The following is a 25,507-nucleotide window of genomic DNA, read 5'->3' as shown; positions in this document are numbered from 1 at the left end:
AGAAGGGTCTTAATCTTAAATTAGATTTTTCTAAGATCTAACATTAGAATTTTTAATGTTGATCTTTTTAGTATTTGCTTTTTTAAAAATGATTGTTACAATTGTGCCTTTGTTTTGCTCAGATTGTACCTGTATCTCACCATCGTGCATGCGGATGATTTTTGAGGCCAACGGAAGCCCCAAACCGTAACCTATATATTTAGCCGCAATTTTCCCTCTAAAGAAAGGTTCATACAAATGCGGAATATCTTCGGGCGGAATCCCAATTCCGATATCATTAATCGAAATTTTGATCGCATCCTGATTAGCCGAAAGCGTTACAAATACTTCATTGTTATCAGAATATTTAACACCATTTGTAATGATGTTGTTAATTGCAAGTTCCAAAAGCGGTTTATTACATGGAATTAAAAGCAGATTAGAATCTTTTGGAGCAAAATTAAGTTTGATGCTCACCCGGTTATCCGGAAAAATTTTATCTAAATCTGATTTTACATCTAATAATAACTCATCAATTCTGGCGATATCCAAAACTTGTTTATTGCCATCATAACCGGTTTGTGTAAGTTTTAATAAGCTTTCGGTCAGGTTTCCTAATCTAGAAGCCTGGCTGTAGATATTTTGCAACGATTCTATATATTCTGCCACGTCACGTTCTTTCAGCAGCATAATTTCGGCTTCGGCAATAATAGTGGTTATAGGGGTTTTTAATTCGTGTGAAGCATTATTAATAAAGTTCGCCTGAATTTCAAATGAAGTTTCGAGCCTGTCCAGCATATCATTAAAAGTTTCCGTAAGATCTGAAATCTCATCAGAGTTTTTAACGGCTGGTAATCGATTATGCAAGTTCGAAGCACTAATTCTATTTACTTCTTTTGTAATTCTGGCTACCGGATTAATAACTCTTTTGGCCAGAAAACGCCCTAAAAAGAATGCCAGAAGTATAAAACCAATACCGCCAAAAACCAATATTTTTACAATATAAACTGTGGTCGTTTTTCCTCTTCGGTCGCGGGCACCCACAATTACAATGTATTTTTGACTGCCTTCTGTAAAAACCTGCCCCAGATAATATTTGCTGTTTACTTCAAAATAATCTTCTCCGGTTGCCAGGATATTTGAGTAAAATTTGTTTGGAAGATTTAGCTTTGTATTGTAATCAAAACTATTGGCGCTGTTTATTTTAAGAACATATTCTTCTTCTTCAATAAGTTCTTCGAGTCCGTTTTTCTTTAAATTCCTGTAATATTTTATTTTTTCAGGATCGTGCTGAAAATGGATCGAGGCTACAATTTTAGCACGATCTTCCAGTCTCTTTAAAAAGTGGTAGCGGTTATTCTCTCTAAATAAAACAAATACTATTATACTCAATAGCAATGTACTAAAGGTAGAAAGCGTTACATAAGTAAAAGTAATTCTTTTTCTAATATCCATTCTATGGCTTTATAACATAACCTAAACCTTTCATAGTATGAATAAGTTTGGTTTTAAAAGGTTTGTCTACTTTTTTTCGCAAATAGGTAATATATACATCTACCACATTGGTGTTCATATCAAAATTAATATCCCAAACGTTATCTAAAATCTGGTCCCGAGATACAATTCTGCCGGCATTTTTTCCTAAATAATATAATAATTTAAATTCTTTCGCGGTTAAAATAATCGATTCGCCGTCTCTCTTTACTGTTTTCGCACGTCCGTTTATTTCTAAATCACCAATTGTAATAACGTCAATTTTATCAGTTTCCTGATGCGCTCTTCTGTGCAGTGCATTTACCCTAGCATCAAGCTCTCCAAATTTAAAAGGTTTTACCAAATAATCATCAGCTCCGGAGTTAAGCCCTGTTACAATATTTTCTGAAGTTCCTAAAGCTGTTAAAAGCAAAATTGGAACAAAGTTTTTGCTGGCACGAAGTCTTCTGCAAATCTCTATTCCGTTAATATCCGGTAACATAACATCTAAAACTACAACATCAAAGTTATAATTATGAATCATCTCGAGGGCTGTTTTACCATCCAGAGCCACACTTACTTCGTTGTTGTTTTCGGCAAATCCTTTACGCAGAATGGACAAAAGATTCGGTTCGTCTTCGACTATTAGTAACTTCATATTAATTTGTATATACAACAAAAATAAGGATTGAGATGAAAAATATTATTCATAACAGTTATAAATTATGATTTAATTATGAACATTTCCAATTCAATAATAAAAAAAGCAACTAAAATTTAGCTGCTTTTATACGATTATCTAATTTGATTTGTTTTGATTCCATTCTTAATTTTTAAAATTAAAGCTTATTACAGCCCCCAGTCCAAACTGGAAAGTAGAAACATAATCTTCTACTCCAACGGGACCCCAATATGTCCAGTAATAACTGTTTCCAACGGCCGCTGACATCGATTCTAGATACGCATTTATATTTACAGATACAGATGAAGCGGTTTTAATTTTGACACCACCTTTTACATCCCAGGCAAAATAAGTACCGTTCCCACTTTGAGGTGTTTCTACAATCCCAACCCCGGCACCCGCACCTAAATAGGGTAAGAGATTAGAACCTGTATCAAAATAATATGTATAATCAGCTAATATGTAATTGAACGCTCCTTTGTCATCACCAGCATTCAATTGATTCCCTGCCGGACCATAAAATGGAATTTTAGTATCTGCTCTTAAATATTTTATTTCGATTGAATTGTTTTCGATAAAAAAGTACTCAAATCCGGCACCGTATTGAAAACCATCTTCTATTGTTGCAGAATAACCGTCGTAATCTAGCTCATCTGAAAAATTATAACCGCCATACAAATTAAACGAAAAAGACCTTGCATCCTGAGCCTGCATTCCTATCGCCGACAGAAATACAACTAATAATAAACTGTACTGTTTCATAAATTATGTGTTTGAAAGTTAAATGATATTCAAATTTAAGTTTTCCTATCGTAATTTCCTACATTTTAAAACGTAAAATTCAAACAATCAAACATTTAAACAAAGTAAGTATCAAAAAGTTTCACCTGCATTTAAATAAAAAGCTCTTGAACTGTTTCCCCATGCATAATCAACAACCAGATTGGTTCGTGTTTTTTTGTCGATTAATAATCGCAGGCCAAGTCCCGCCGCCGGCTGAATAGCATGAAAAAGTGAAGTATTTGCATCTGAATTGCTTGCCGTTACAAAATTGGTAAAAACGGTGCCGCTTAACATTTGATTGCAGGTAATAGGAAATCTAAATTCTGTAGAAAGGTAAATAAGCCCGTTTCCTCTAAATAGTCCTTGTGTGTAGCCTTCTCCGCTCCTGCTTCGCTGATCCCAGCCAATAGCAGGGAGATTTAAATAGGGCACCTTTCCTCTGGTTACAAATTGACCGTAAGCCCAAATTCCTAAAATATAATGTTCATTTTTATGCGAAAGCGGAATAAAATGGCGATATTCTGCAAACAGAACATTGCTGTATTCCTGATTTTTAAACAATACCGGATTAAAGCGATAATTGATATTGGCAAACCAGCCCCGCGATGAATTAACCTGATTATCACGTGAATCGTAAACTACATTAAAACTGACTCCGGTTAAAAAATATTCTAAGTTATCGAAGCCGTGTTTCTGGCTGTAATTATAATGATACGTAAGGTTTCCGTTTTCAACATCTAATTCTTTATCATCAATATTGGTATACCAATCTATATTAATACCCCCACCCACATAAAAATTCTTTTTTACCTCGAAAGACGCCGTTTGATGAAACTTAAAGTAGTTATAATCCATGGCCTGAGCCAGCGAATCGATACTAAAATCCGGTTCCTGATCGCGGCGAGGCGGAACTATATTTGTTCCTAAACCGTAATTAGGCTGCGAAAAAATATAAAGCCGATAGTCTCCGCTTAAAAAAATCTTATTGTTTTTTAGCAGAATATTGTTCTTCACATTAACCAGCCATTGATTTTTCAGGGTATACGTTATTCCGAGATTGGCGACAGAATATTTATCTGATTCTCCTTTTCCTTTGAAAGTATACTGCGCAACTGCACCAAAAAAAAATCCGGTTGCAGGCTGTGAACCAATGGCCGGAATTACCAAAAAAAAGTTGTTTTTTGCAGGTTTAGCAACTAAGGCTGTATCACTCTTTTTAAAGATTTCAAAAATAGTTTTGGGCGGACAAATTTCTCGATTTTCAGCATCTTTCCCGGTTTGAGCATTAAGGCAGATTGAAATATAAAAAAGCAAAACTGCTGTTTTTATTTTATGCTGAAAATAATTGCTTTTTAAGAATTTCACTTTACAAAAGTTTTAATTTCTACTAAATCAGATTCAAACCTATTTGTAAATATAATTCATTTTCAAGACTTTACACAACTTCATTTTATCAATAACAAAAAAAAGCCATCAATTAACTGACGGCTTGTTATTATATTTTTAATACCTAAACTACTTTGTGATAAATTTTGGATGGATTAAATTTTCAAGTGAATAGATTTCATCCCATTTTTCCTGCGTAATCAGCTTTCTTTCTAAAACCGCAATTTGATGCACGCTTTTATTTGTTTTTAAAGCTTCGCCGGCAATACTGGCGCTTTCTTCGTATCCAATAATTGGGTTTAACTGTGTTACGATTCCTATACTGTTCATGACCATATTATAGCAGTGATCAACATTTGCCGTAATTCCGTTGATACATTTATCGATTAAAGTTTGAATGGCATTTGAAAGATAATCCAAAGAAGTAAACATTGCAAAAGCGATAACCGGTTCCATTACATTCAATTGCAATTGACCTGCTTCTGCCGCCATTGTCACGGTTAAATCCTGGCCAATTACATAAAAACAAGTTTGGTTTACCACTTCTGGAATTACGGGATTAACTTTCCCCGGCATAATCGACGAACCTGGCTGACGTGCCGGTAAATTAATTTCGTTTAAACCTGTTCTTGGTCCCGAGCTTAAAAGTCTTAAATCGTTACAAATTTTAGAAATTTTAACCGCAGATCGTTTTAAAGTTCCCATAATCTGCACATACGCTCCTGTATCGACCGTTGCCTCAATTAAATCTGGTGAAAGCGTTAATGGAATTCCGACTTCTTTTGCTAAGTAGGAAACACAAATTTCAGGGTAACCTTCCGGTGCATTGACTTTTGTACCAATAGCTGTTGCTCCCATATTGATTTCCAATAATAGTTCCTGCGCATTTTTTAATCTTATAATATCTTCTCCAATTGTTGTAGCGTAGGCTTTAAATTCCTGACCTAAAGTCATAGGAACAGCGTCTTGAAGCTGTGTTCTTCCCATTTTTAAAACTTCCTTAAACTCCTCTCCTTTTTTGGCAAAAGCGACTTCTAAACCGGAAAGCGTTTTAATAAAACTTTCCATTTTTAAATATAGCGCAATTCTAAATGCCGATGGATAAGCGTCATTTGTAGATTGAGAACAATTGACATGATTATTAGGATGCAAAAAGTTGTATTCTCCTTTTTTATGCCCCAGATATTCAAGCCCTATATTGGCAATAACTTCATTGGCATTCATGTTTACTGAAGTTCCCGCTCCGCCCTGAATCAGATCGCTGACAAATTCTCCGTTAAATTTTCCGGAAATTACCTGATCGCTTCCGTAACAAATCGCTTCGGCAATTTTAGCATCAAGCGCTCCACAGTCTTTATTTGCAAGAGCTGCAGCTTTTTTTACATATCCTAAAGCCTTGATAAACAAAGGTTCTTTTGAAATAGGAATTCCTGTAATATTAAAATTTTCTACTGCTCTAAAAGTCTGGATTCCGTAGTATAAATGATTAGGAATTTCTAATTCTCCTAAAAAATCATGCTCCTTTCTTGTTGATTCCATATGATAAAATTGATCTGTTTTAACTTAAAAAATAAGTGTAAAGCTACATCAAATTATGCATTAAAAATGTGAATGAAATCAAAAATGATTTGCGATTTACGAAGCATATTTTAATGTAAATTATTATCTTTTCACCCTCAAACAATTATCAAAATATACTTGAAAAAAGAGAGCGAATATTTTCTTGATAAAGAATACGATACGATTATTTATGCAAAAGACGATCTTAACTTTAAAGATTTTGAATGCTGTGTTTTTAATAATTGTAATTTTTCTGCCTGCACTTTTTTGGCCGTTACTTTTATAGATTGCATTTTTAACGACTGCATTTTTAATGAATCAAAGATTAATTATGTGGCTTTTAGAACCGTTACTTTTAATCGGTGCGAGATTAAGGAAGTAAATTTTGCCATGTGCGATAAATTGATTTTTGAAGTTCGCTTTAACGATTGTATTCTTGATTTTTCAAAATTTTATACTTTAAAACTAAAAGGAACTCCATTTACCAATTGCAGTTTAATAGCTGTAGATTTTATGGCCGCCGACCTAACCGGTGTTCTTTTTGAAAACTGTGACTTATACCGATCTGAATTCGACAAAGCCACAGCCAACAAAGCCGACTTTAAAACAAGTTACAATTATACAATTGATCCATCAAAAACGAAACTCAAAAAAGCTGTCTTCGCTTTGAATGAAGTAAAAGGGCTTTTGTTTAAACATGATGTCATTGTAAGCTAGCAATCAGCCTTATTCTTCATTGCCCTTTTTCTGATATTTTGGAAGTATTGACTTTGGCAAAAGCAATAAGATCAACAATACACCAATCAAACAAAATAAATGAATACAGGTTCCATAGAAAAAAGCATTATAAAAGTGTGCAAAGTCTTTATTTGCTTTTACCAGGTAATAAAATATACTTCCTGTAACGGTAATTCCTAAAGCCCCGAATAACTGTTGTATAGTAGAATAAACTCCTGATGCATTTCCAATACTGTTTTTAGGCAAATTTTTCAGCGCAATAGTAGCAAATGAGGGTAAAACCAGTGCCACACCAACACCGTGTAAAAGCATTACAATATATCCTCTGTAATCAATTATCTGATAATAAAAAAGAACAAGCTGTAGAATCAGGGCAGACATCAGTAGCATAATGCCGAAAATCAATACGTTTTTTCCAAAACGCAGTACTAATTTAGCTGAGAAAAACGAGGCCAGAATAAAACCGCTTCCCTGAAATACAATAAAATAGCCTGCCTGTAGGGGCAAAAGTTGAATTCCGTCCTGTAAAAAAACCGCAAGTATAAAAAAATAAGCATCCAGCATCAACATAAAAAGAGCCGATGCTGACACGGCCATATTGAAATTCTTGTTTCTAAAAAGTTCCATATTTAATAAAGGTTCTTTTTTCTTTGATTTTCTTTTTAGCTGTCTGAAAATAAAAACAAAAAGAAATAAGATCGACACAGGAAGTGTAATTTTAACCAGACTGATTTGTTCTAAACCTACAGCCAAAGAAAACACCAGGACAGCAAGCCCTATGGCTAATATAAAAGCACTCCCATAATCCATCTGCGAAGAAGAATCATCTCTGGAATGATCAAGATAAGGAATGGCCAGCAAAATTGCTGTAACACAAATAGGAATGTTAATAAGAAATATATACCGCCAGGATTGATCAATTAAAAACGGTTCCAACTCTACAAAAAAACCGCCTAAAAACTGCCCCAGCATAGTACCAATTCCAATCGCAATTCCGTACCAGCCCATCGCATAAGTACGCTCCTTGTGATCTGTAAAAAGAACTTGTATATAAGATAATACTTGGGGTGACATTAACCCTGCACTCATGCCCTGAAAAAACCTCAACGTAATAAGCTGGTCAGTTGTTACAGCAAAACCACAACCTGCGGAATTTATCATAAACAGCAGCAGTCCTAAAATAAAAACTTTTTTTCTACCGAAATAATCTCCTGTTTTACCGCCAATTATTAAAAAAGAAGCAAACCCAACCATATACATAGCCACTACCAGCTGGATTTTTCCATTACTGGAGTTAAGTCCGCGCTGCATAGACGGAATAGCAATATTAACAATGAATATATCTAAGATGGTAAGCAAATGTGCCAGTAAAAGAATAAGCAGTGAAATGTATTTTTTGTTTTTCATAATATATAGAATGATCTATCTATTTTAGGTTAAAAAAAATTAAAAAAGTTGTTTAATAATGTTTTTTACAGCCCTTAAATCATTAGTATTTCCATTTATACTCGCCGTTACTACAGCTCCTTCTATCATCAAAAAGATACTATTTTCTAAAGCATCTATTTCTATCGGAAGATTTTGTACCGCGCCTATTTCTGCAATCAGCTTATTGATATAATCACGCTGTTTTTGTTTATGTGAGATAATAAACTGCTCTATCTTTTTATCTTGCCGTCCAATTTCAGCATTAATTTTAATAAAATGACAGCCGGCGTAATTTGCCTGCTCCTGAACTTTGATACGGTAATCTATTAATTTAAAAAGTTTTTGCAGCGGCTGCTTTTCTTCTTTTAAATAATCATCAAGATTAGTAAAATACTCTATTTCCTGCTGTTCCAGATAATGAAACAACAAATCATTTTTAGATTGATAATGTTTGTAAAGAGAGCCTATTGCAATACCAGCTTCGGCAATAATTTGGTTAATGCCGGTGCTGTTAAATCCTTGATGATAAAACAAACGAGATGCTGTATCCAGTATTCGCTCCTTTACACTGATTTTTTTGTCCATTTTTCCTTTTTTACCAAAGATAATCTAAAATAGATAGAGTTATCTATTTTGTTTCAGAATAAAAAAAATCACAAAAGTTGTGATTTTAAATTTCATAATCTTTCAACTAAAATTATCTGATTATAAATTGGTTACAAATCTTTACCCATCACATAATCTTCCATCAAATATCCATTGCCGATTTCAATATCAACTGTTTCTTTAATTTCAAAACCTAGCTTTTTATAGAAATTTAGGGCGGTATTAAAGCGGTTTACATTTAATAAAAGTTGTTTTGAATTGTTTTCTAAAGCCAATTCTTCAATAAATTCAAAAACCTTTTTTCCGTAGCCTTTTCCCTGTGTTTCCGGCAATAGATAGATTTTATGGATTTTAGTAACAGCTTCATTTTTATAACGATGCTCAATTCCGATAAAACCAATCATAGATTCTGAATCTGAGATTAAATAAAACAATTGTTCCTTATTCTCGATCTGCTTCGATAAAGCTTCATCAGAATAAAATAAACCGAGCATATAATCTAATTGTGCCTGCGATAAAATTTCGCCGTAAGTAATTGGCCAGGTAATGTTTGTAATTTCCTGAATTGTTTTAATATCGTTTAAGCCTGCTTCTGAAATGCTAATCATATTGATTTTGAAGTATATTTTAATTTGTAAAAACCTGATTTTCCTGTTCGCTTACGCGTATGAAGGTTGTTCGTTTTGTAAGTTCCTTTAATTTTGATGCGCCTACATAAGTACAAGTGCTTCGCAAACCGCCCAAAATATCTAAAACCGTAGCGATAACATTTCCTTTAAACGGAACTTTAACCGTTTTTCCTTCACTTGCCCTGTATTCTGCAACGCCGCCAACATGTTTTTCCATTGCTGTTGCCGAACTCATTCCGTAAAATTGCTTGTATTTTTCGCCGTTTATTTCGATTAATTCTCCTCCGCTTTCAGTATGTCCGGCCAGCATGCCTCCCAGCATAACAAAATCAGAACCTGCTCCAAAGGCTTTAGCAACGTCTCCCGGAGTGGTACAGCCACCATCACTTATAATATGTCCGCCTAAACCGTGAGCGGCATCGGCACATTCAATGATAGCAGAAAGCTGCGGGTAACCAACTCCTGTTTTAACACGTGTTGTACAAACCGATCCCGGTCCGATCCCCACTTTTACAATATCGGCTCCAGCCAAAAGTAATTCTTCTACCATTTCGCCTGTTACTACATTTCCGGCAATAATTACTTTATCCGGGTATTGTTTTCGGGTTTGTTTTAGAAACTGAACAAAATGTTCTGAATAACCGTTGGCAACATCAATACAAATGAATTTCAGGAGCGGATTTGCAGTAATTATAGTTCCAATTTTTGCAAAATCTTCTTTTCCGGTTCCGGTGCTGATTGCGATATAATTGTAGAAATCTGGAGAAACATTCTTTAAAAAATTATTCCATTCTTCTAAACTATAATGCTTATGAATGGCAGTAAAAAGCTTTTCTTCTGCCAAAACCTGAGACATTTCAAAAGTCCCCACTGTATCCATGTTCGCGGCCATAATTGGGATTCCTGTCCAATCTGTCGTGCTGTGCAAAAATTTAAAATTTCGTTCCAAAGAAACTTCCGATCTGCTTTTCAGCGTTGATCTTTTTGGTCGAATCATTACGTCTTTAAATCCTAATTTCAGGTCAGTTTCTATTCTCATTGCTTTGAATTTTGGTTACTTTCAAATGTAAGAATTTTAGATTTTAGTCCCGAAGCTTCGGGATAGATTTTTAGATTTAAATTATTGCGTAAAAAGAACACGGATTAAACGGATTCGCTTTGCGAAAACGCGGATTAAAACGGATTTTTTTATTTCACAGATAAAAGCCAATTGGAGCGCGTTTCGACTGCGCTCAACGTGACAAACCTGAAAACTGCGACTGAAAACTAAAAAACTACCCGTGAATCGTTTCGTTTTTCCCGTAATTCTTGATAATTGATTCTTCAAACTCCAGCCATTCTCTCCAGCGTTTTTCAACGTCAATTCCTGTTCCGTATTTTCTTGCGTAAGTTATAAATGTGGTATAATGTCCTGCTTCGCTTTCCATTAATTCTCTGTAGAAAACGGCTAATTCTTCATCCTGAATATTCTCAGAAAGCACTTTAAAACGTTCGCAGCTTCTGGCTTCTATCATGGCTGAAAATAATAATCTTTCTACCAGACCTGAAACACGACTTCCGTCGCCGCTTTTTTTCATGTACTGATAAAGCTCGTTTACGTATTCGTCTTTACGCTCGCGTCCTAATTTTAATCCTCTTTTAATGATGATATTGTGAACTTGCTCGAAATGATCGATTTCTTCTTTGGCTAAAGCCAATAAATCTTTTACCAAATCCTGATGTTCAGAGTTATTGGTAATAATCGTAATCGCGTTTGTTGCTGCTTTTTGCTCGCACCAAGCGTGATCTGTTAAGATTTCTTCTATGTTTTTCTCAACAATATTTACCCATCTTGGGTCAGTTGGCAATTGTAATCTTAGTACGCCCATGTTTTTTTGTTTTTTGTTTGTTTCAAGTTTCAGGTTTTCTCTTCTAAACGAAAAAAGTTTAAAGTTTCAAACTGTCTTTCAGACAGCGTAAAACTTTAAACTTGAAACTTTAAACTTGAAACTATTTCTTAGTAAGCAAAAATTGGTCTTTCGCTCATTAATTCGTTTACTTCTTCAGCAACTTCTTCGATAACGTCTTCATTTGTATGATCAGTTAATACTTTATCGATAAGGGCTACGATAGTTTCCATATCTTTTTCAACTAAACCACGAGTTGTGATTGCAGCTGTTCCTACACGGATTCCTGAAGTGATAAATGGTGATTTATCGTCAAAAGGAACCATGTTTTTATTTACTGTAATTTCAGCTTTTACTAATGCGTTTTCAGCTTCTTTACCAGAAATATTTTTATTTCTTAAGTCAATAAGCATCATGTGGTTATCTGTTCCGCCAGAGATAATATTGTAACCTCTTTTTACGAAAGCATCAGCCATTGCATTTGCGTTTTTCTGCAATTGCATAGCATAAGTAAAGAATTCATCTTTAAGTGCTTCACCAAAAGCAACTGCTTTAGCAGCGATAATATGCATTAAAGGTCCTCCTTGGTTTCCTGGGAAAACAGCTAAGTCTAATAAAGAAGACATCATTCTGATTTCTCCTTTTGGAGTTTTTAAACCTTGTGGGTTTTCGAAATCTTTCCCCATTAAGATCAAACCTCCACGAGGTCCGCGTAATGTTTTGTGAGTCGTTGTAGAAACGATATGGCAATGTGGAATTGGGTCATTTAATAATCCTTTTGCGATAAGACCTGCAGGGTGCGAAATATCAGCAAATAAGATTGCTCCTACGCTGTCAGCAATTTGTCTGAAACGAGCAAAATCCATATCGCGAGAATAAGCCGAAGCTCCGGCGATGATTAATTTTGGTTGTTCTTTAGTTGCAATTTCCTGGATTTTATCATAGTCTAAACGACCTGTTTCAGCATCAACACCGTAAAAAACAGGACGGTATAAACGACCTGAGAAGTTTACAGGAGAACCGTGAGTTAAGTGGCCACCATGAGATAAGTCGAAACCTAAAATAGTATCGCCAGGATTTAAACAAGCATGATACACTGCAGTATTTGCCTGAGAACCAGAGTGAGGCTGCACGTTTGCATATTCAGCACCAAATAATTCTTTAGCTCTGTCAATAGCAATCTGCTCGATAACGTCAACTACTTCACAACCGCCGTAGTATCTTTTGCCAGGATAACCCTCTGCATATTTGTTAGTTAAAACAGAACCAGCTGCTTCCATTACCTGATCACTTACAAAATTTTCTGAAGCGATTAGTTCTAATCCGTGAATTTGTCTATCTTTTTCTTCTAGAATAAGATCAAAAATTTGTTCGTCGCGTTGCATTTTTTCGTTTTTCGTTAATTTCCTGCAAAAATACAAAAAAACGTTTGTGATACTGTTAGATTATGATATATTTGACATGTAATTTTTCAACAAATAATTAACACCTCACATGCCAATAACCGCCAACGATACCAAAAGAAAATCATGGTTAGAAGTACCAGAAAATAGTGACTTCCCTATTCAAAACATCCCTTTCGGTGTATTTCTTACCAAAGAAAATGTCGTTACTGTAGGAACAAGAATTGGCGACTACGCTATAGATTTAGGGGCTTTACAACAATTAAACTATTTTGAAGGAATAGATTTAACCGATGATATGTTCATGCAGGATACGCTTAATGATTTTATTTCTGATGGAAAAAAAACATGGCGTTTAGTTCGAAATCGTATCGCTGATATTTTTGACGAAACTAATCCACAGCTTAGAGATTCAACAAAAGACCGCGATATTGTTATTTTTAATATCGACGATGTCGAAATGCAATTACCGGTTTTAATTGGTGATTATACTGACTTTTATTCAAGCAAAGAACACGCTACAAATGTTGGCAAAATGTTCCGCGACCCAGAGAATGCGCTTCTTCCAAACTGGCTGCATATTCCGGTTGGATATCACGGAAGAAGTTCTACGATTGTTCCGTCTGGAATTCCGGTTCACAGACCAATGGGACAAACGCTGCCGGCAGGCGAAAAATATCCTGTTTTTGGCCCGTCTCGTTTAGTCGATTTTGAGCTGGAAACTGCTTTTATTACTACTGATGTAAATATTATGGGAGAAAATATCCCAACGTATGAAGCAGAAGATTATATTTTTGGAATGGTTTTACTGAATGACTGGAGCGCACGCGATATTCAAAAATGGGAATATGTGCCTCTTGGACCATTTCTGGCAAAAAACTTTGCTACATCAATCTCTCCCTGGATAGTAACTATGGATGCTTTAGAACCTTTTAGAACAAAAGGACCAAAACAAGATCCATCGCCTCTGCCTTATTTACAGACAAAAGGAAAAAAAGCTTTTGATATTCATTTAGAAGTTTCAATAAAGCCTGAAGAACAGGAAGAAACTGTAGTTTCTAAATCCAATTTTAAATATTTGTATTGGTCAATGGCCCAGCAATTAGCACATCATACTTCAAACGGATGCCGCGTAAATTCCGGAGACATGATGGGTTCCGGAACTATTTCAGGACCAACTCCCGACAGTTTCGGCTCTATGCTGGAATTAACCTGGGGAGGAAAGAATCCTTTGAAATTAAATGACGGAAGCGAGCGTAAATTTATCGAAGATAATGATACGGTAATCATCAGAGGTTTTTGCGAAAATGCAGAAGTTCGAATTGGTTTTGGAGAAGTAGCAAGTCAGCTTCTGCCTCCATTTATCAGACAGTGAAGAGCAGATACAGCATCTGAAGAGATCTAAAAATATAAAACCTTGGTGAGAGCCAAGGTTTTTTTTATGCTTTATATTTAACCAGAAATCGAAAGAAAAAGTTATTTTATTCCAAAATCACTTTTATCCAAACCAAACGATGATCTGAACTTGATTCCCGTTTTTCAACTAATTCTGACATTGATTCACCTTTTGCAGGCCAGAATACACCACTGTCGAGAACCTTAAAGCCAACTCTTGATGGCAATACATAATCAGCTCGCATTCTCCAAAAGGCTGTATGATTAACTCCAAAAGTGTTTTCAGGACTATATTCAGCGCCGCCTTTACTGGCAGGTGTAAAGTCGCTATTAATTTTCGGACTGTCTATCAAAGACTTTATACCTTCTCTAATAGCGTTTCCTTCAACTGGTGAAGCATTTTGATCACCCAATATGACAAATCGAGAATCAAGAGACAAACCGCCTTTTACCCCTTTATCATCATAAATATACGAAGCCGAATTGTCTGAAATGTAATCTCTCCAGAATCGGATTTCATCATGATTTCTTTTCCCATTTCGATCTTCATCACCATCAAAAGTAGGAGGAGTTGGATGACTGACTAAAACATGAACTATTTTATCACCAATCTCTACAGGAACATCCCAATGAGATTTTGAAGATAATGGAAATTCCTTCCATGCTTTCTTACTATACCAATCCGATCCATCCGCTTTTTTGGTAAGCAATGCTCCTGGCATATCTTTCCATTTAAAATGTTGAAAAGTACGAACTGCCTTGACATCAATAGGATATTTAGATAAAAGCATCATCCCATATTGCCCGGGATACATACCAAATCCCCATGCATCATTTCCAAAATTATTCAACTTTCCATCATTGTTCAAATCGTAAGGACTTGGCTGGCCAGTATTCACTGTTGAATAATAGTAATAAGGATAATCAATAGCCGCTGCTCCGCGCTGCCTTACCTTTAAATAATTTTTGATGAATGCCTTCACTCCAAGTTCAGGGTCTTTAATGTAATCGAATTCATTTAACAGAATAACGTCTGGTCTAACGGTCTGAATAATCTGGGCAATATTTCTGATTTGAGTATTATGCCCTGAATTAAGCTGATAAATCAATATTTGCTCCGATTTTCCCATTGCGCCTTTCGGAGAATAATTATCAGATTCCATACTCACATTGTAGGTAGCAAATGTAAGTTCTGGTTTTTCCTGCGACTCAGACTGCGAAAATAGAGCTCCGGAAGAAAGCACGGAAAGGATAAAAAATATTTTCTTCATATAAAAATTAAATCTGCATTTCTGCATTGTTGAACATACGAATATAAGAAGGATGTTACGACACATGGCAAATCTGTCTGTTAAATATACAATAAAAAAAAAGCTGCCACTTTTGGTGACAGCTCAAATGATATAAGAAAGTCTCTGTATATCTGATAATTTCATCACAGATTAAAAAACCAAAGTTGTTTATAATATGTGACTACTATATTTTATGCAGGAATCTGCTGGCTTAAGCAATGTAAAGTTCCAAATCCCCAGATAAAATCAATACAGCTGATTCCGATTACTTCTCTGTCAGGGAAACATTCTGATAATATATTTAATGCAACACGATCGTTGCTGTCGTTAAATGTTGGAACCAAAACACAATTATTCAGAATTAAGAAGTTAGCATAACTTGCAGGTAATCTTAAATCCTCAAAATCGACACGTTTTGGCATTGGAAGTGCTACTATTACAGGAGATTTTCCGTTTTCTAATTTTGCATTCTGCAGGCGTTTCAAATTATCCTGCAAAGGTTTATAGTTTGAATCGTTTTTATCCGTTTCAACAATGGTTACGATAGTATCTTCGTTTACAAATCGGCATAAATCGTCGATGTGTCCGTGCGTATCATCTCCTTCTATTCCATCTCCAAGCCAGATAACATTTGTTACACCCAGATATTCTTTAAAAACAGCTTCGTAATCTTCTTTTGTAAAACCCGGATTTCGAACCTGAATAGTTGGATGCATCAAACATTCTTCAGAAGTTAATAAAGTTCCTTTTCCGTTTACATCAATTGCGCCGCCTTCTACAATTACCGGTTTTCCTTTGTATGTAACCTGAGTTAGAGGAACATCAATAAAATCAGCAACTTTGCCCGGAACAAATTTATCCAGCTGATAATTTTTATATTTTGCCCATCCATTAAAATTGAAGTTTAAAGCTTCTCTTTTTGAACCATTTTTTACAATAATCGGTCCGGAATCACGCATCCAGCTTCTATTGGTTTTATGAATAATAAAAGAAACGTTTTTGATATTTACACGCGCTCTTTCAAGCATTTCGGCCACTTTTTCTTTTAGTTTTTCATCGGCTACGACCAAAAAAACGGTTTCAAAAGCAGCTACTTTTTTAATAAATTCGACAAAAGCCCATTGAACAGCTTCGTATTTTCCCGGCCAGTCATTACCATTATGCGGAAAACATAATACAATCCCTTGCTGTTTTTCCCATTCTGCTGGAAATCTTCTATTATTTGTTGACATAAATAGGTTCTAATTTTGAAAGTGTACAAAGATAAGCATTCGTTAGGATTATAAAACATTTGCACAAAAAACCTCTGTTATTTCACAAATAATATCTTCCAAAAATTAAGTTAAAGATTAAATAATAAAGGCTTAATATTCGACCGAAACCGTCTAATTACTTTTGGCAAAACTAAAAAACTAACAAATGAAAAAATTAAGTATCACATTATTAACAGCTTTATTGATAATGGCAAGCTGTAATAACGATGAAAACTCTAAAAACGAAGAACCAGAAGTTATTGTAAATGAAAACCCGGGCACTTTTAAAGAAATTGGCTCTATTAAAATTGGCGGAGAAGCGGCAGCGGAAATTTCTGCTTACTGCGAAAAAACAAAAAGACTTTTTACCGTAAACAACAGTGGAACCAATCAAATTGATGTAATTGATTTAGCCGACCCTACAAAACCGGTAAAAATTGGCCAGATTGATTTAACTACATATCAAGGTGCATCGAATAGTGTTTCTATTTTTGACGGAAAACTGGCTGTTGCTTTAGAATCGACAGTAAACAAACAAGGAAACGGCAAAGTGGTTATTTTCAACACAAGCGATTACAGCTTAATAAAACAAGTAACAGTTGGCGCTTTACCAGACATGATTACATTTTCTCCTGACGGAAAATTTATTATGACGGCTAACGAAGGTGAACCAAATACAGATTATTCGCAAGATCCTAACGGAACTATCTCTATTATAGACACCAGCAGTTATACAGTTACGACTCTTGATTTTGCTTCTTTCAGCGGCCAGGCGGCAACATTAGCAAAAGACGGATTTAGAATTTCAAAGTTCGCAAATAGCTTTGCTCAGGATATCGAACCAGAATACATTACCATTTCGGATGATTCTAAAACTGCCTGGGTAACTCTACAGGAAAATAATGGTGTTGCAAAGGTTGATTTAACATCAAAAACTATTACTGCAATTTATCCTTTAGGTTTAAAAGATTTTAATACTGCCGAAAATGCAATTGATGTAAGCGATAGTGACGATAAGGTAGCTTTCAGCCCATGGAAGGTAAAAGGAATGTTTATGCCGGACGCTATCAGTCATTTTTCTGCCAATAACGTTCCTTATTTTGTTACAGCAAATGAAGGCGATGCAAGAGAATACACTGCCTATACAGACATCAAACGTATGAAAAGTTTAAAACTTGATGCAACAGTTTTTCCTGATGCCGCTACTTTAAAACTAGATTCTAATTTAGGGAGACTAAATCTAGTTACTGATATGGGAGATACAGACGGTGACGGAGATTTAGACGAAATGGTAAGTTTTGGCGCAAGATCATTTTCTATCTGGAACGGAAACACTGGAAAAATCGTTTATGACAGCAAAAATGATGTTGACAAAAAAACAAACGAATTAGGAACTTATGATGATAAACGCAGCGATGATAAAGGTTCTGAGCCAGAAGCAGTAGTTGCTGCTAAAATGGGAAATCAAAATATTTTATTTGTGGGTCTTGAAAGATCAGATGCCTTTATGACTTATGATGTAACAAACCCAGCCTCTCCACAATATTTACAAACTGTAAAAACAGGTGACGCCCCAGAAGGAATTCTTTTTATTCCTGCTTCTAAAAGTCCTACAAAAAGGAGCTTAGTAGTAGTAAGCAGTGAAGGAGACGGAACAATAAAAATCTATCAGCCAGACTTAAAATAACCAGTATTTTTAAGATTTCAGAAGGGTAAAGGTTAAACTTTACCCTTTTTTTATGTTCAAATTTTAAATTTAATTAACACATTTTCAGAATTGTAAGTTAAATAGTGGGAATTATGTAAGACCAAATAGAACACATTCCGAAACACGAGCCATAAATTTGTCAAGAGTTTAAAAATAAAAACTAAATTAAATTTTTGATATCATGAAAAAGAAATTAGCTTCCGTATCCCTTTTACTATTAGCACTTACCGCAGGTGCACAAAATATGGCTACAACTTCTACTAAACCATCTGTTGATCAAGAGTACAATAAATGGTCTATCGAACTAAATGGTGGTGTTAACAAACCTACCAGAACTATGACTCCAGGTTATACTACCGAAAGTGCAAATTTCTTTCACGGTGATTTGGGTGTAAGATATATGTTCAGTCCAAAGTTTGGGGTGAAATTAGATGTTGGTTACGATCAATTTAAAGAGAAAAAAAATACTCCTGATTTTGAAAGCCGTTACGTAAGAGCAAGTTTACAAGGGGTTATTAACGTAGGACGTGCTTTAAATTTTGAAACATGGACAAATACAATTGGTATTTTAGCTCATGGTGGTTTTGGAGTTTCACAAATTAGTACTGAAACTGGTTTTGGAGGGCAGGATTATATGGCTCACGGAATCGCAGGTATTACAGGACAAATTAAATTGAGTAACAGAGTTGCATTGACAGGTGACCTTACGGGAATTGTTAATGGAAGACAAAACTGGAACTTTGATGGAATGGGTAACACCACTACTGGTTCTTTTGACGGAGTTTTATTAAACGCATCTGTAGGTTTGACTTTCTACTTAGGTAAAAATGAAAAACATGCTGACTGGGTTGGTGAAGAAGACAGAATCAGCGAATTGGAAAAAAGAGTGGACTTAGTTGAAACAGGTCTTTTAGATACTGATAAAGACGGTGTTGCCGATTTATACGATTTAGAACCAAATTCAATCGCAGGTGTAGCTGTTAATACTAAAGGACAATCTATTGACACTAATCAAAACGGTGTGCCAGATGAGTTAGAAAGCTATTTAGATAAAACTTATGAAAAGAAAGGCAGTGGCGGCGCTACAAACAATACTGTTGAAGAGTTAATTAACGGCGGATATGTAAATGTGTATTTCGACTTTAATTCATCTAAACCAACAAATGCTTCTTTATCTGGTGTTGATTTCTTAGTGAAATATTTGAAAAATAATCCAGGAAAATCTGCAGACATCATTGGTTATGCTGACGAAATTGGAAACTCAAACTACAATACTGAATTATCTAGAAAAAGAGCTGAAGCAGTGAAAAAAGTAGCTGTAAATGCTGGAATAGACGCTTCAAGATTGAACGTAATTGCTAACGGTGAAGACACTTCTGTGAACAAAAGTTCTAAAGAAGCACGTCAAATCGTGAGAAGAGTTACTTTCCAAGTAAAATAATTCTGAAAATTATATAGAAAAGGCGGTTCTGAAAATTTCAGAACCGCCTTTTTATTTCAAACAAAAAAGGACAAAGTTTTTAAGCTTTGTCCTTTTTTTATATTTAGATAAATTGATTATCTGTCAATCGCTCTTTTTGTAATATCTCCAAAAGCATCAATTCTCCTGTCTCTGAAAAATGGCCAGTTTTGACGAACATTTTCCTGCAAGTCTAAATCAACTTCAGCAATTAAGATTTCTTCCTGATCGTGAGATGCCTGAGCCAAAATTTCTCCTTGAGGACCTGCAATAAAAGAAGCTCCCCAGAATTGAATTCCCTCTGTACCTTCAATATATTTTTCAAGACCAATTCGGTTTGCTGCTGCAACAAAAACACCATTTGCAACTGCGTGGCCTTTCATTACATTCATCCAAGCGCCGTATTGATTTTCTCCGTATTGTTCTTTTTCTTTTGGATGCCAGCCAATTGCTGTTGGGTAAAATAAAACCTCAGCACCTTTTAAAGCTGTTATACGTGCTGCTTCCGGATACCATTGATCCCAGCAGATTAATGTTCCAACCGTTCCTTTTTTTGTTTCAATTGCCTGAAAACCTAAGTCACCCGGAGTAAAATAGAATTTTTCGTAGAAATGAGGATCGTCCGGAATGTGCATTTTTCGGTACAAACCAGCTTCTGTACCATCTGTATCGATGATATATGCGCTATTGTGGTAAATTCCGGCCATTCTTTTTTCGAAGAAAGGAACAATAATCACTACTCCTAATTCTTTTGCCAATTCGCTGAAAGCAATAAATGAAGTACTGTAAAGCGGCTCTGCTAATGCAAAATTATCTACGTCTTCACTTTGGCAGAAATAATGACTGCTATATAATTCAGGAAGTAAGATAACCTCTGCTCCTTTTTTGGCAGCATCTCTTACCCAGCTGATACATTTTTTAAGATTGTTTTCGGCTACATCATTCAGATTTAACTGAATAACCGCTATTTTATATTTTCTTTTAGACATGACATAAAATTTAGAGTGCAAAAATAACATTTTTTAAAGGAATGGCAAAGCCTATAACTTTTATATAACATCGAACAAAACATTGAAATGAATAAAGCATAAAAAAAACCACTTTACATCAATTTAAAAAATTAAATCTTTGCAAAATGGTTTTCATAACCTAAAAATATATCCCTAAAAAAGCTTATTCAATAACTACTTTCTGAGTTAAGAATTCTTTTTCTGATTTTTTGAATTTGATTTCAAAAGTTCCTTTTGCCGCTGATTTAAATTTGTAAACTGTTTTTTTAGGATCTGGAACTTGTTGCGTGCAAACACCTGTTGGATACTTTACTTCAACTTGCAATCCCTTTTCAGAACCAATCGCTGCATCACTGATTTTAACGAATTCTGCGCAAGCGTTGTCTACAATATAAGTTACATCATAACTTAATTCTTCATTTACTTTTCCTGTTGCTGGTCCTTTAACCTCTGTCACAAATGCAGTTTTTGTTGTTACCGGAGTTTCTAGTTCTTTATCATCATCGCTGCTGCATGAAACAAATGCTATTGCTAAAAATAATACTACTAAAACTGATTTTAATCTAAAACTTTTCATATAAAATAATAATTAATTGTTAATTACTATGAAGATGTGACACAGCTTAGATGGTTGCTTTTTAATTTTGTTAATTATTTCAACAAAATCATTAAAACACTGAAATTAAACAACTTATTTAATAAAAATATTTTTCAAAAGACCCGTAATTTCTTATAAATTTAAAAATTTCAGCATAGCTGCATAACAATTTGGAATGGAAAAACTGTTGTTTTGAAAATGAATTATGATTCTTATAAAACAAAAAAAACACCAATCTGAAGACTGGTGTTTTTTATATTTTTTTGATATATGTCTGCTAGTTTTTCTTGGTAAAAATCTTTTTAAATAGATTTACAATTCCTAAAACTATCAGTCCTAATACTAATCCAATTACAAATTCTTTTATAATAGATGGGATATTGATTTTAGGCACTAAATGATGAAAAAACGGAATATAATGTACAAATATGCCTCCAGCAACTAATAATAATGCAATTGTACCTACTATTGTTAAACCTTTAATAACCAACGGAAGAGCTTTAACTAATATATTACCAATAAATTTAGATATGCTTTTCTCTCCTTTGCTAAATTTTATAAGCTTATAGCCTGCTTCGTCCATTCTAACAATAAGAGCTACTATACCGTAAACTCCTACCGTTGCAATTAAGGCAATTATTGAAGTAACGATTATCTGCTGTGTAAGGGGCTGACCGATAACGGTTCCTAAAGCGATAATTACGATTTCTACGGATAGTATAAAATCGGTTACTATAGCTGATTTTATTTTGCCTTTTTCAGCCTCCAGAATTTGTTCTTCGGTAAAAGTTTCATTTGTTATTCCTTCTGATTCTTCATGCTCATGAGGAAAGAAAAATTCAAAGATTTTTTCGGCTCCTTCATAAGCCAGAAAAAGTCCTCCAAGAACCAAAATTACAATGATAGCAACGGGTAAAAAGGCACTTAACAAAAAGGCTATTGGCAAAATAATTATTTTATTAAGAAGCGAACCTTTACTTATCGCCCACAATACAGGAAGCTCTCTTGATGATGCAAAACCCGAAGCTTTCTCTGCATTTACTGCCAAATCATCACCTAAAATTCCTGCTGTTTTTTTTGCTGCAACTTTGCTCATTACTGCAACGTCGTCCATAATTGCTGCGATATCGTCTAATAGTACGAAAAAACCTGATGCCATTATATATGTTTTTAATTCTTAAATACCAATTTATTTTGGTTGTGCGAATCTAACACTTTTGATTTAATTTCCGATTAAAAATTAACTGCATTGTCCTAATAACAGCCAGATAATTACAAATACGAATATAGTTCCAAAACACCCGCCGCCTAATTTTTTTGCGCCATATCCGGCAATTAGTCCTCTAAATATATTATTCATGATAGTTTGTTTTTATGTTATGTAAATTTGAGAATTAAACTGAGAATTTGGTTTATATGAATTTTGAAAAAAGTTTCATTATTCACGGATTTTAGATATAAAAAAAACACCAGCCTTTCGACTGGTGTTTTATCTCAAAAAAATAAATTAAAAAATTATTTTTCCATATGGGTTTGATTTCTGAAAACCAATTTCCCATCGAAAGCATCTAACAAAATAATACTGTCTGTTGTAATATTTCCTGCCAGAATCTCTTTTGACAATTGATTCAGTACTTCTCTCTGAACCACACGTTTTACAGGTCTGGCACCAAACTGCGGATCGTATCCTTTGTCTGACAAGTAAGCAATTGCTTCTGGCGTTGCATCCATAGTAACACCTTGAAGTGCCAGCATTTTTGTAACGCTTTTTAACTGCAGACTTACAATTTTAGAAATATTATCTACCGTTAATGGCGTAAACATTACAATCTCATCTATACGGTTTATGAATTCCGGGCGAACGGTTTGTTTCAACAATCCTAAAACCTCCGTTTTTGCTGCTTCCGTTGCAGATTCAACACTTCCTTTTAGATTTTCAAATTTCTCTTGTATAATATGGCTTCCCATGTTCGAAGTCATAATAATAATTGTGTTTTTGAAATCGGCTAAACGGCCTTTGTTATCCGTTAATCGACCTTCATCTAAAACCTGCAATAAAATATTGAAAGTATCCGGATGCGCTTTTTCAATCTCATCTAACAAAATTACAGAATAAGGCTTTCTACGAACAGCTTCTGTTAATTGACCACCTTCATCATAACCAACATATCCCGGAGGCGCACCAACCAAACGGCTCACACTGTGACGTTCCTGATACTCACTCATATCGATACGGGTCATGGCATTTTCGTCATCAAAAAGATATTCTGCCAAAGCTTTTGCTAACTCTGTCTTACCCACTCCTGTTGTTCCTAAAAACAAGAATGTTCCAACTGGTTTTTTCATATCCTGTAAACCGGCACGGCTTCTTCTAACTGCATCACTTACCGCTTCGATTGCTTCTTCCTGGCCTACTACGCGTTTGTGTAATTCGTCTTCCAAATGCAATAGTTTTTCTCTTTCAGTCTGAAGCATTTTCATAACCGGAATTCCTGTCCATTTTGCCACAACTTCAGCAATATCTTCTCTTGTAACTTCCTCTTTAATTAAAGAAGTTCCCGATTGAAATTCTAATAATTGCTTTTGCAATGCATCCTGGCGTTCCTGTGCTTCTTTTATTTTTCCGTAACGAATTTCGGCTACTTTTCCATAATCACCATCACGTTCTGCACGTTCTGCTTCGTATTTAAAGTCTTCGATTTCTAATTTTACAGCCTGAATTCCGTCTACAATATCTTTTTCAGATTTCCATCTTGCGTAGATTTCGTTTCGTTCTTCTTTCAGGTTTGCCAATTCCATGTGCAGAATCTTTAACTTGCTTTCTTCTTTTTCACGTTTTATGGCTTCGATCTCAATTTCGAGCTGCATAATTTTACGATCCAAAACATCAAGTTCTTCTGGTTTTGAATTGATTTCCATACGCAGTTTCGAAGCTGCTTCGTCCATTAAGTCAATCGCTTTATCTGGTAAAAAACGGTTGGTAATATAGCGCTGCGAAAGTTCGACAGCTGCAATAATGGCCTCGTCCTTAATTTGTACTTTATGGTGCGTTTCGTATTTCTCTTTAATTCCACGCAAAATTGAAATAGCACTTTCAGTATCCGGTTCATCGATTAGTACTTTTTGGAAACGTCTTTCAAGCGCTTTATCTTTTTCAAAATATTTTTGATATTCGTCTAAAGTCGTTGCTCCAATAGCTCTTAACTCACCACGAGCCAAAGCCGGTTTAAGTATATTAGCCGCATCCATTGCGCCTTCACCTCCACCTGCACCAACAAGTGTATGAATCTCATCAATAAACAAAACGATATCACCTTCGGCAGCTGTAACTTCTTTTACTACTGATTTTAAACGCTCTTCAAATTCTCCTTTGAATTTTGCACCCGCAATCAAAGCTCCCATATCTAATGAGAAAACGATTTTATCTTTTAAGTTTTCAGGCACATCGCCATCCACAATTCTATGTGCTAAACCTTCTGCGATTGCAGTTTTACCCACTCCGGGCTCACCAATAAGCATTGGGTTATTTTTTGTTCTACGGGTCAAAATCTGCAATACACGACGGATTTCTTCGTCACGGCCAATAACCGGATCCAGTTTTCCTGTACGCGCCAGTTCGTTTAGGTTTTTAGCGTATTTATTTAATGAATTATATGTTTCTTCTGCAGATGCAGATGTAACTCTTTCTCCTTTACGAAGTTCTTCGATCGCTGCTTTAAGACCTTTTCCGGTAACGCCCTGATCTTTCAAGATTTGAGAAACTTTACTTTTTGAATCGAAAATAGCCAAAATTAAATGTTCGATCGAAACGTATTCGTCGTTCATTTTTTGTGCAATGATTTCTGCTTCATTCAAAGCTTTGTTTGCGTCTCTTGAAAGTAAAATATCACCTCCTGAAACTTTTGGAAAACTTTGAATTGTACTGTCTAATATTTGTAAAAACAATGGCACATTTACATTGAGTTTTTTCAAAATAAATGGTGCAACATTTTCGTCAACTTCAAAAATTGCTTTGAAGATGTGTTCGTTTTCGATTTGCTGTTGTCCATTTCGCTGCGCTAATTGCTGCGACAACTGAATGGCTTCCTGGGATTTAATTGTAAATTTATTTATGTTCATATTATTATGATTTATGATTGATTTGTTTTTTTATATTCGATACCATTAAAATTACAATTTTTTGCATTAAACTTTTAACTCAAATGATATAACTTTGCTACGATATTCAAATTATATTCC

Annotated in this window: 21 protein-coding genes; 4 read left to right on the top strand and 17 right to left on the bottom strand. The window is 34.9% G+C overall.

Features of this window, described 5'->3' with window-relative positions; genetic code table 11:
- Positions 1-30: 30 nt before the first annotated feature.
- The 5 genes from BKM63_RS15295 to aspA form a co-directional block, all read right to left on the bottom strand.
- A complete protein-coding gene (locus BKM63_RS15295; protein ID WP_071637455.1) occupies positions 31-1,434 on the bottom strand; it encodes a HAMP domain-containing sensor histidine kinase in 1,404 nt (467 codons plus the stop codon).
- A gap of 1 nt (position 1,435) precedes the next feature.
- Complete coding sequence (locus tag BKM63_RS15290; RefSeq protein ID WP_071637454.1) at positions 1,436-2,110, bottom strand: response regulator transcription factor; 675 nt, start codon at positions 2,108-2,110, stop codon at positions 1,436-1,438.
- A 168-nt stretch (positions 2,111-2,278) separates the two neighbouring features.
- Complete coding sequence (locus BKM63_RS15285; protein ID WP_071637453.1) at positions 2,279-2,896, bottom strand: outer membrane beta-barrel protein; 618 nt, start codon at positions 2,894-2,896, stop codon at positions 2,279-2,281.
- Positions 2,897-3,007: 111 nt separating this feature from the next.
- Entirely contained in the window at positions 3,008-4,282 is a 1,275-nt protein-coding gene (locus BKM63_RS15280) for a BamA/TamA family outer membrane protein (protein WP_071637452.1), read from the bottom strand.
- Positions 4,283-4,432: 150 nt separating this feature from the next.
- Positions 4,433-5,842 (bottom strand): aspartate ammonia-lyase, encoded by a 1,410-nt coding sequence (aspA, locus tag BKM63_RS15275; RefSeq protein ID WP_071637451.1) that lies wholly within the window; start codon positions 5,840-5,842, stop codon positions 4,433-4,435.
- Between the two features lie 159 nt (positions 5,843-6,001).
- On the opposite strand from aspA, the gene BKM63_RS15270 reads away from it, so the two are divergent.
- Positions 6,002-6,580: a pentapeptide repeat-containing protein gene (locus BKM63_RS15270; protein ID WP_071637450.1), complete on the top strand. Its 579-nt coding sequence runs from the start codon at positions 6,002-6,004 to the stop codon at positions 6,578-6,580.
- A 9-nt stretch (positions 6,581-6,589) separates the two neighbouring features.
- Here the strand turns inward: BKM63_RS15270 and BKM63_RS15265 are convergent, their stop codons facing one another.
- The 6 genes from BKM63_RS15265 to glyA all read right to left on the bottom strand — a co-directional run bounded on the left by BKM63_RS15265 (position 6,590) and on the right by glyA (position 12,535).
- Positions 6,590-8,008: an MFS transporter gene (locus BKM63_RS15265; RefSeq protein WP_071637449.1), complete on the bottom strand. Its 1,419-nt coding sequence runs from the start codon at positions 8,006-8,008 to the stop codon at positions 6,590-6,592.
- 39 nt (positions 8,009-8,047) lie between these two features.
- Positions 8,048-8,614 (bottom strand): TetR/AcrR family transcriptional regulator, encoded by a 567-nt coding sequence (locus BKM63_RS15260; protein WP_071637448.1) that lies wholly within the window; start codon positions 8,612-8,614, stop codon positions 8,048-8,050.
- 131 nt (positions 8,615-8,745) lie between these two features.
- Entirely contained in the window at positions 8,746-9,243 is a 498-nt protein-coding gene (locus tag BKM63_RS15255) for a GNAT family N-acetyltransferase (protein WP_083572246.1), read from the bottom strand.
- A 19-nt stretch (positions 9,244-9,262) separates the two neighbouring features.
- Positions 9,263-10,303, bottom strand: a complete 1,041-nt coding sequence (locus BKM63_RS15250; protein WP_071637447.1) for a GMP reductase — start codon at positions 10,301-10,303, stop codon at positions 9,263-9,265.
- Positions 10,304-10,538: 235 nt separating this feature from the next.
- Positions 10,539-11,132 carry a tRNA-(ms[2]io[6]A)-hydroxylase gene (locus BKM63_RS15245; RefSeq protein ID WP_053472194.1) on the bottom strand — a complete coding sequence of 198 codons (594 nt, stop codon included), beginning with the start codon at positions 11,130-11,132 and terminating at the stop codon, positions 10,539-10,541.
- A gap of 128 nt (positions 11,133-11,260) precedes the next feature.
- Positions 11,261-12,535 carry a serine hydroxymethyltransferase gene (gene glyA, locus BKM63_RS15240; protein ID WP_071637446.1) on the bottom strand — a complete coding sequence of 425 codons (1,275 nt, stop codon included), beginning with the start codon at positions 12,533-12,535 and terminating at the stop codon, positions 11,261-11,263.
- Positions 12,536-12,644: 109 nt separating this feature from the next.
- Here glyA and fahA point away from each other — a divergent pair, with 109 nt between their 5' ends.
- Positions 12,645-13,928: a fumarylacetoacetase gene (gene fahA / locus BKM63_RS15235; protein ID WP_071637445.1), complete on the top strand. Its 1,284-nt coding sequence runs from the start codon at positions 12,645-12,647 to the stop codon at positions 13,926-13,928.
- A gap of 106 nt (positions 13,929-14,034) precedes the next feature.
- Here fahA and BKM63_RS15230 read toward each other — a convergent pair whose 3' ends face one another.
- Together BKM63_RS15230 and BKM63_RS15225 are read right to left on the bottom strand one after the other, a co-directional pair.
- Positions 14,035-15,219: an endonuclease/exonuclease/phosphatase family protein gene (locus BKM63_RS15230; protein ID WP_071637444.1), complete on the bottom strand. Its 1,185-nt coding sequence runs from the start codon at positions 15,217-15,219 to the stop codon at positions 14,035-14,037.
- A 212-nt stretch (positions 15,220-15,431) separates the two neighbouring features.
- Complete coding sequence (locus tag BKM63_RS15225; RefSeq protein WP_071637443.1) at positions 15,432-16,472, bottom strand: agmatine deiminase family protein; 1,041 nt, start codon at positions 16,470-16,472, stop codon at positions 15,432-15,434.
- 187 nt (positions 16,473-16,659) lie between these two features.
- On the opposite strand from BKM63_RS15225, the gene BKM63_RS15220 reads away from it, so the two are divergent.
- Positions 16,660-18,180: a choice-of-anchor I family protein gene (locus BKM63_RS15220; RefSeq protein WP_071637442.1), complete on the top strand. Its 1,521-nt coding sequence runs from the start codon at positions 16,660-16,662 to the stop codon at positions 18,178-18,180.
- Between the two features lie 202 nt (positions 18,181-18,382).
- Positions 18,383-19,642 carry an OmpA family protein gene (locus BKM63_RS15215; RefSeq protein ID WP_071637441.1) on the top strand — a complete coding sequence of 420 codons (1,260 nt, stop codon included), beginning with the start codon at positions 18,383-18,385 and terminating at the stop codon, positions 19,640-19,642.
- Positions 19,643-19,758: 116 nt separating this feature from the next.
- Here BKM63_RS15215 and BKM63_RS15210 read toward each other — a convergent pair whose 3' ends face one another.
- The 4 genes from BKM63_RS15210 to clpB all read right to left on the bottom strand — a co-directional run bounded on the left by BKM63_RS15210 (position 19,759) and on the right by clpB (position 25,387).
- Positions 19,759-20,649 carry a carbon-nitrogen hydrolase gene (locus BKM63_RS15210; RefSeq protein WP_071637440.1) on the bottom strand — a complete coding sequence of 297 codons (891 nt, stop codon included), beginning with the start codon at positions 20,647-20,649 and terminating at the stop codon, positions 19,759-19,761.
- A gap of 184 nt (positions 20,650-20,833) precedes the next feature.
- Complete coding sequence (locus BKM63_RS15205; RefSeq protein WP_071637439.1) at positions 20,834-21,247, bottom strand: hypothetical protein; 414 nt, start codon at positions 21,245-21,247, stop codon at positions 20,834-20,836.
- 298 nt (positions 21,248-21,545) lie between these two features.
- Entirely contained in the window at positions 21,546-22,427 is an 882-nt protein-coding gene (locus tag BKM63_RS15200) for a DUF808 domain-containing protein (RefSeq protein ID WP_071637438.1), read from the bottom strand.
- A 356-nt stretch (positions 22,428-22,783) separates the two neighbouring features.
- Entirely contained in the window at positions 22,784-25,387 is a 2,604-nt protein-coding gene (clpB, locus tag BKM63_RS15195; RefSeq protein ID WP_071637437.1) for an ATP-dependent chaperone ClpB, read from the bottom strand.
- Positions 25,388-25,507: the final 120 nt, after the last annotated feature.

The sequence above is a fragment of the Flavobacterium johnsoniae genome, from assembly GCF_001879205.1.
Lineage (GTDB): Bacteria > Bacteroidota > Bacteroidia > Flavobacteriales > Flavobacteriaceae > Flavobacterium > Flavobacterium johnsoniae_A.
The sequence above is the reverse complement of the archived record's forward strand: the minus strand, read 5'-3'. Positions and strand labels throughout refer to the sequence as shown.

Bases quoted from the DNA above. Each gene is read 5' to 3' on its own strand.
- clpB (WP_071637437.1), bottom strand. From the start codon at position 25,387: ATGAACATAAATAAATTTACAATTAAATCCCAGGAAGCCATTCAGTTG.
- glyA (WP_071637446.1), bottom strand. From the start codon at position 12,535: ATGCAACGCGACGAACAAATTTTTGATCTTATTCTAGAAGAAAAAGAT.
- BKM63_RS15250 (WP_071637447.1), bottom strand. From the start codon at position 10,303: ATGAGAATAGAAACTGACCTGAAATTAGGATTTAAAGACGTAATGATT.
- BKM63_RS15290 (WP_071637454.1), bottom strand. From the start codon at position 2,110: ATGAAGTTACTAATAGTCGAAGACGAACCGAATCTTTTGTCCATTCTG.
- BKM63_RS15295 (WP_071637455.1), bottom strand. From the start codon at position 1,434: ATGGATATTAGAAAAAGAATTACTTTTACTTATGTAACGCTTTCTACC.
- BKM63_RS15255 (WP_083572246.1), bottom strand. From the start codon at position 9,243: ATGATTAGCATTTCAGAAGCAGGCTTAAACGATATTAAAACAATTCAG.
- BKM63_RS15200 (WP_071637438.1), bottom strand. From the start codon at position 22,427: ATGGCATCAGGTTTTTTCGTACTATTAGACGATATCGCAGCAATTATG.
- BKM63_RS15210 (WP_071637440.1), bottom strand. From the start codon at position 20,649: ATGTCTAAAAGAAAATATAAAATAGCGGTTATTCAGTTAAATCTGAAT.
- BKM63_RS15230 (WP_071637444.1), bottom strand. From the start codon at position 15,219: ATGAAGAAAATATTTTTTATCCTTTCCGTGCTTTCTTCCGGAGCTCTA.
- BKM63_RS15215 (WP_071637441.1), top strand. From the start codon at position 18,383: ATGAAAAAGAAATTAGCTTCCGTATCCCTTTTACTATTAGCACTTACC.
- BKM63_RS15245 (WP_053472194.1), bottom strand. From the start codon at position 11,132: ATGGGCGTACTAAGATTACAATTGCCAACTGACCCAAGATGGGTAAAT.
- BKM63_RS15225 (WP_071637443.1), bottom strand. From the start codon at position 16,472: ATGTCAACAAATAATAGAAGATTTCCAGCAGAATGGGAAAAACAGCAA.
- BKM63_RS15220 (WP_071637442.1), top strand. From the start codon at position 16,660: ATGAAAAAATTAAGTATCACATTATTAACAGCTTTATTGATAATGGCA.
- BKM63_RS15260 (WP_071637448.1), bottom strand. From the start codon at position 8,614: ATGGACAAAAAAATCAGTGTAAAGGAGCGAATACTGGATACAGCATCT.
- fahA (WP_071637445.1), top strand. From the start codon at position 12,645: ATGCCAATAACCGCCAACGATACCAAAAGAAAATCATGGTTAGAAGTA.
- BKM63_RS15285 (WP_071637453.1), bottom strand. From the start codon at position 2,896: ATGAAACAGTACAGTTTATTATTAGTTGTATTTCTGTCGGCGATAGGA.
- BKM63_RS15205 (WP_071637439.1), bottom strand. From the start codon at position 21,247: ATGAAAAGTTTTAGATTAAAATCAGTTTTAGTAGTATTATTTTTAGCA.
- BKM63_RS15265 (WP_071637449.1), bottom strand. From the start codon at position 8,008: ATGAAAAACAAAAAATACATTTCACTGCTTATTCTTTTACTGGCACAT.
- aspA (WP_071637451.1), bottom strand. From the start codon at position 5,842: ATGGAATCAACAAGAAAGGAGCATGATTTTTTAGGAGAATTAGAAATT.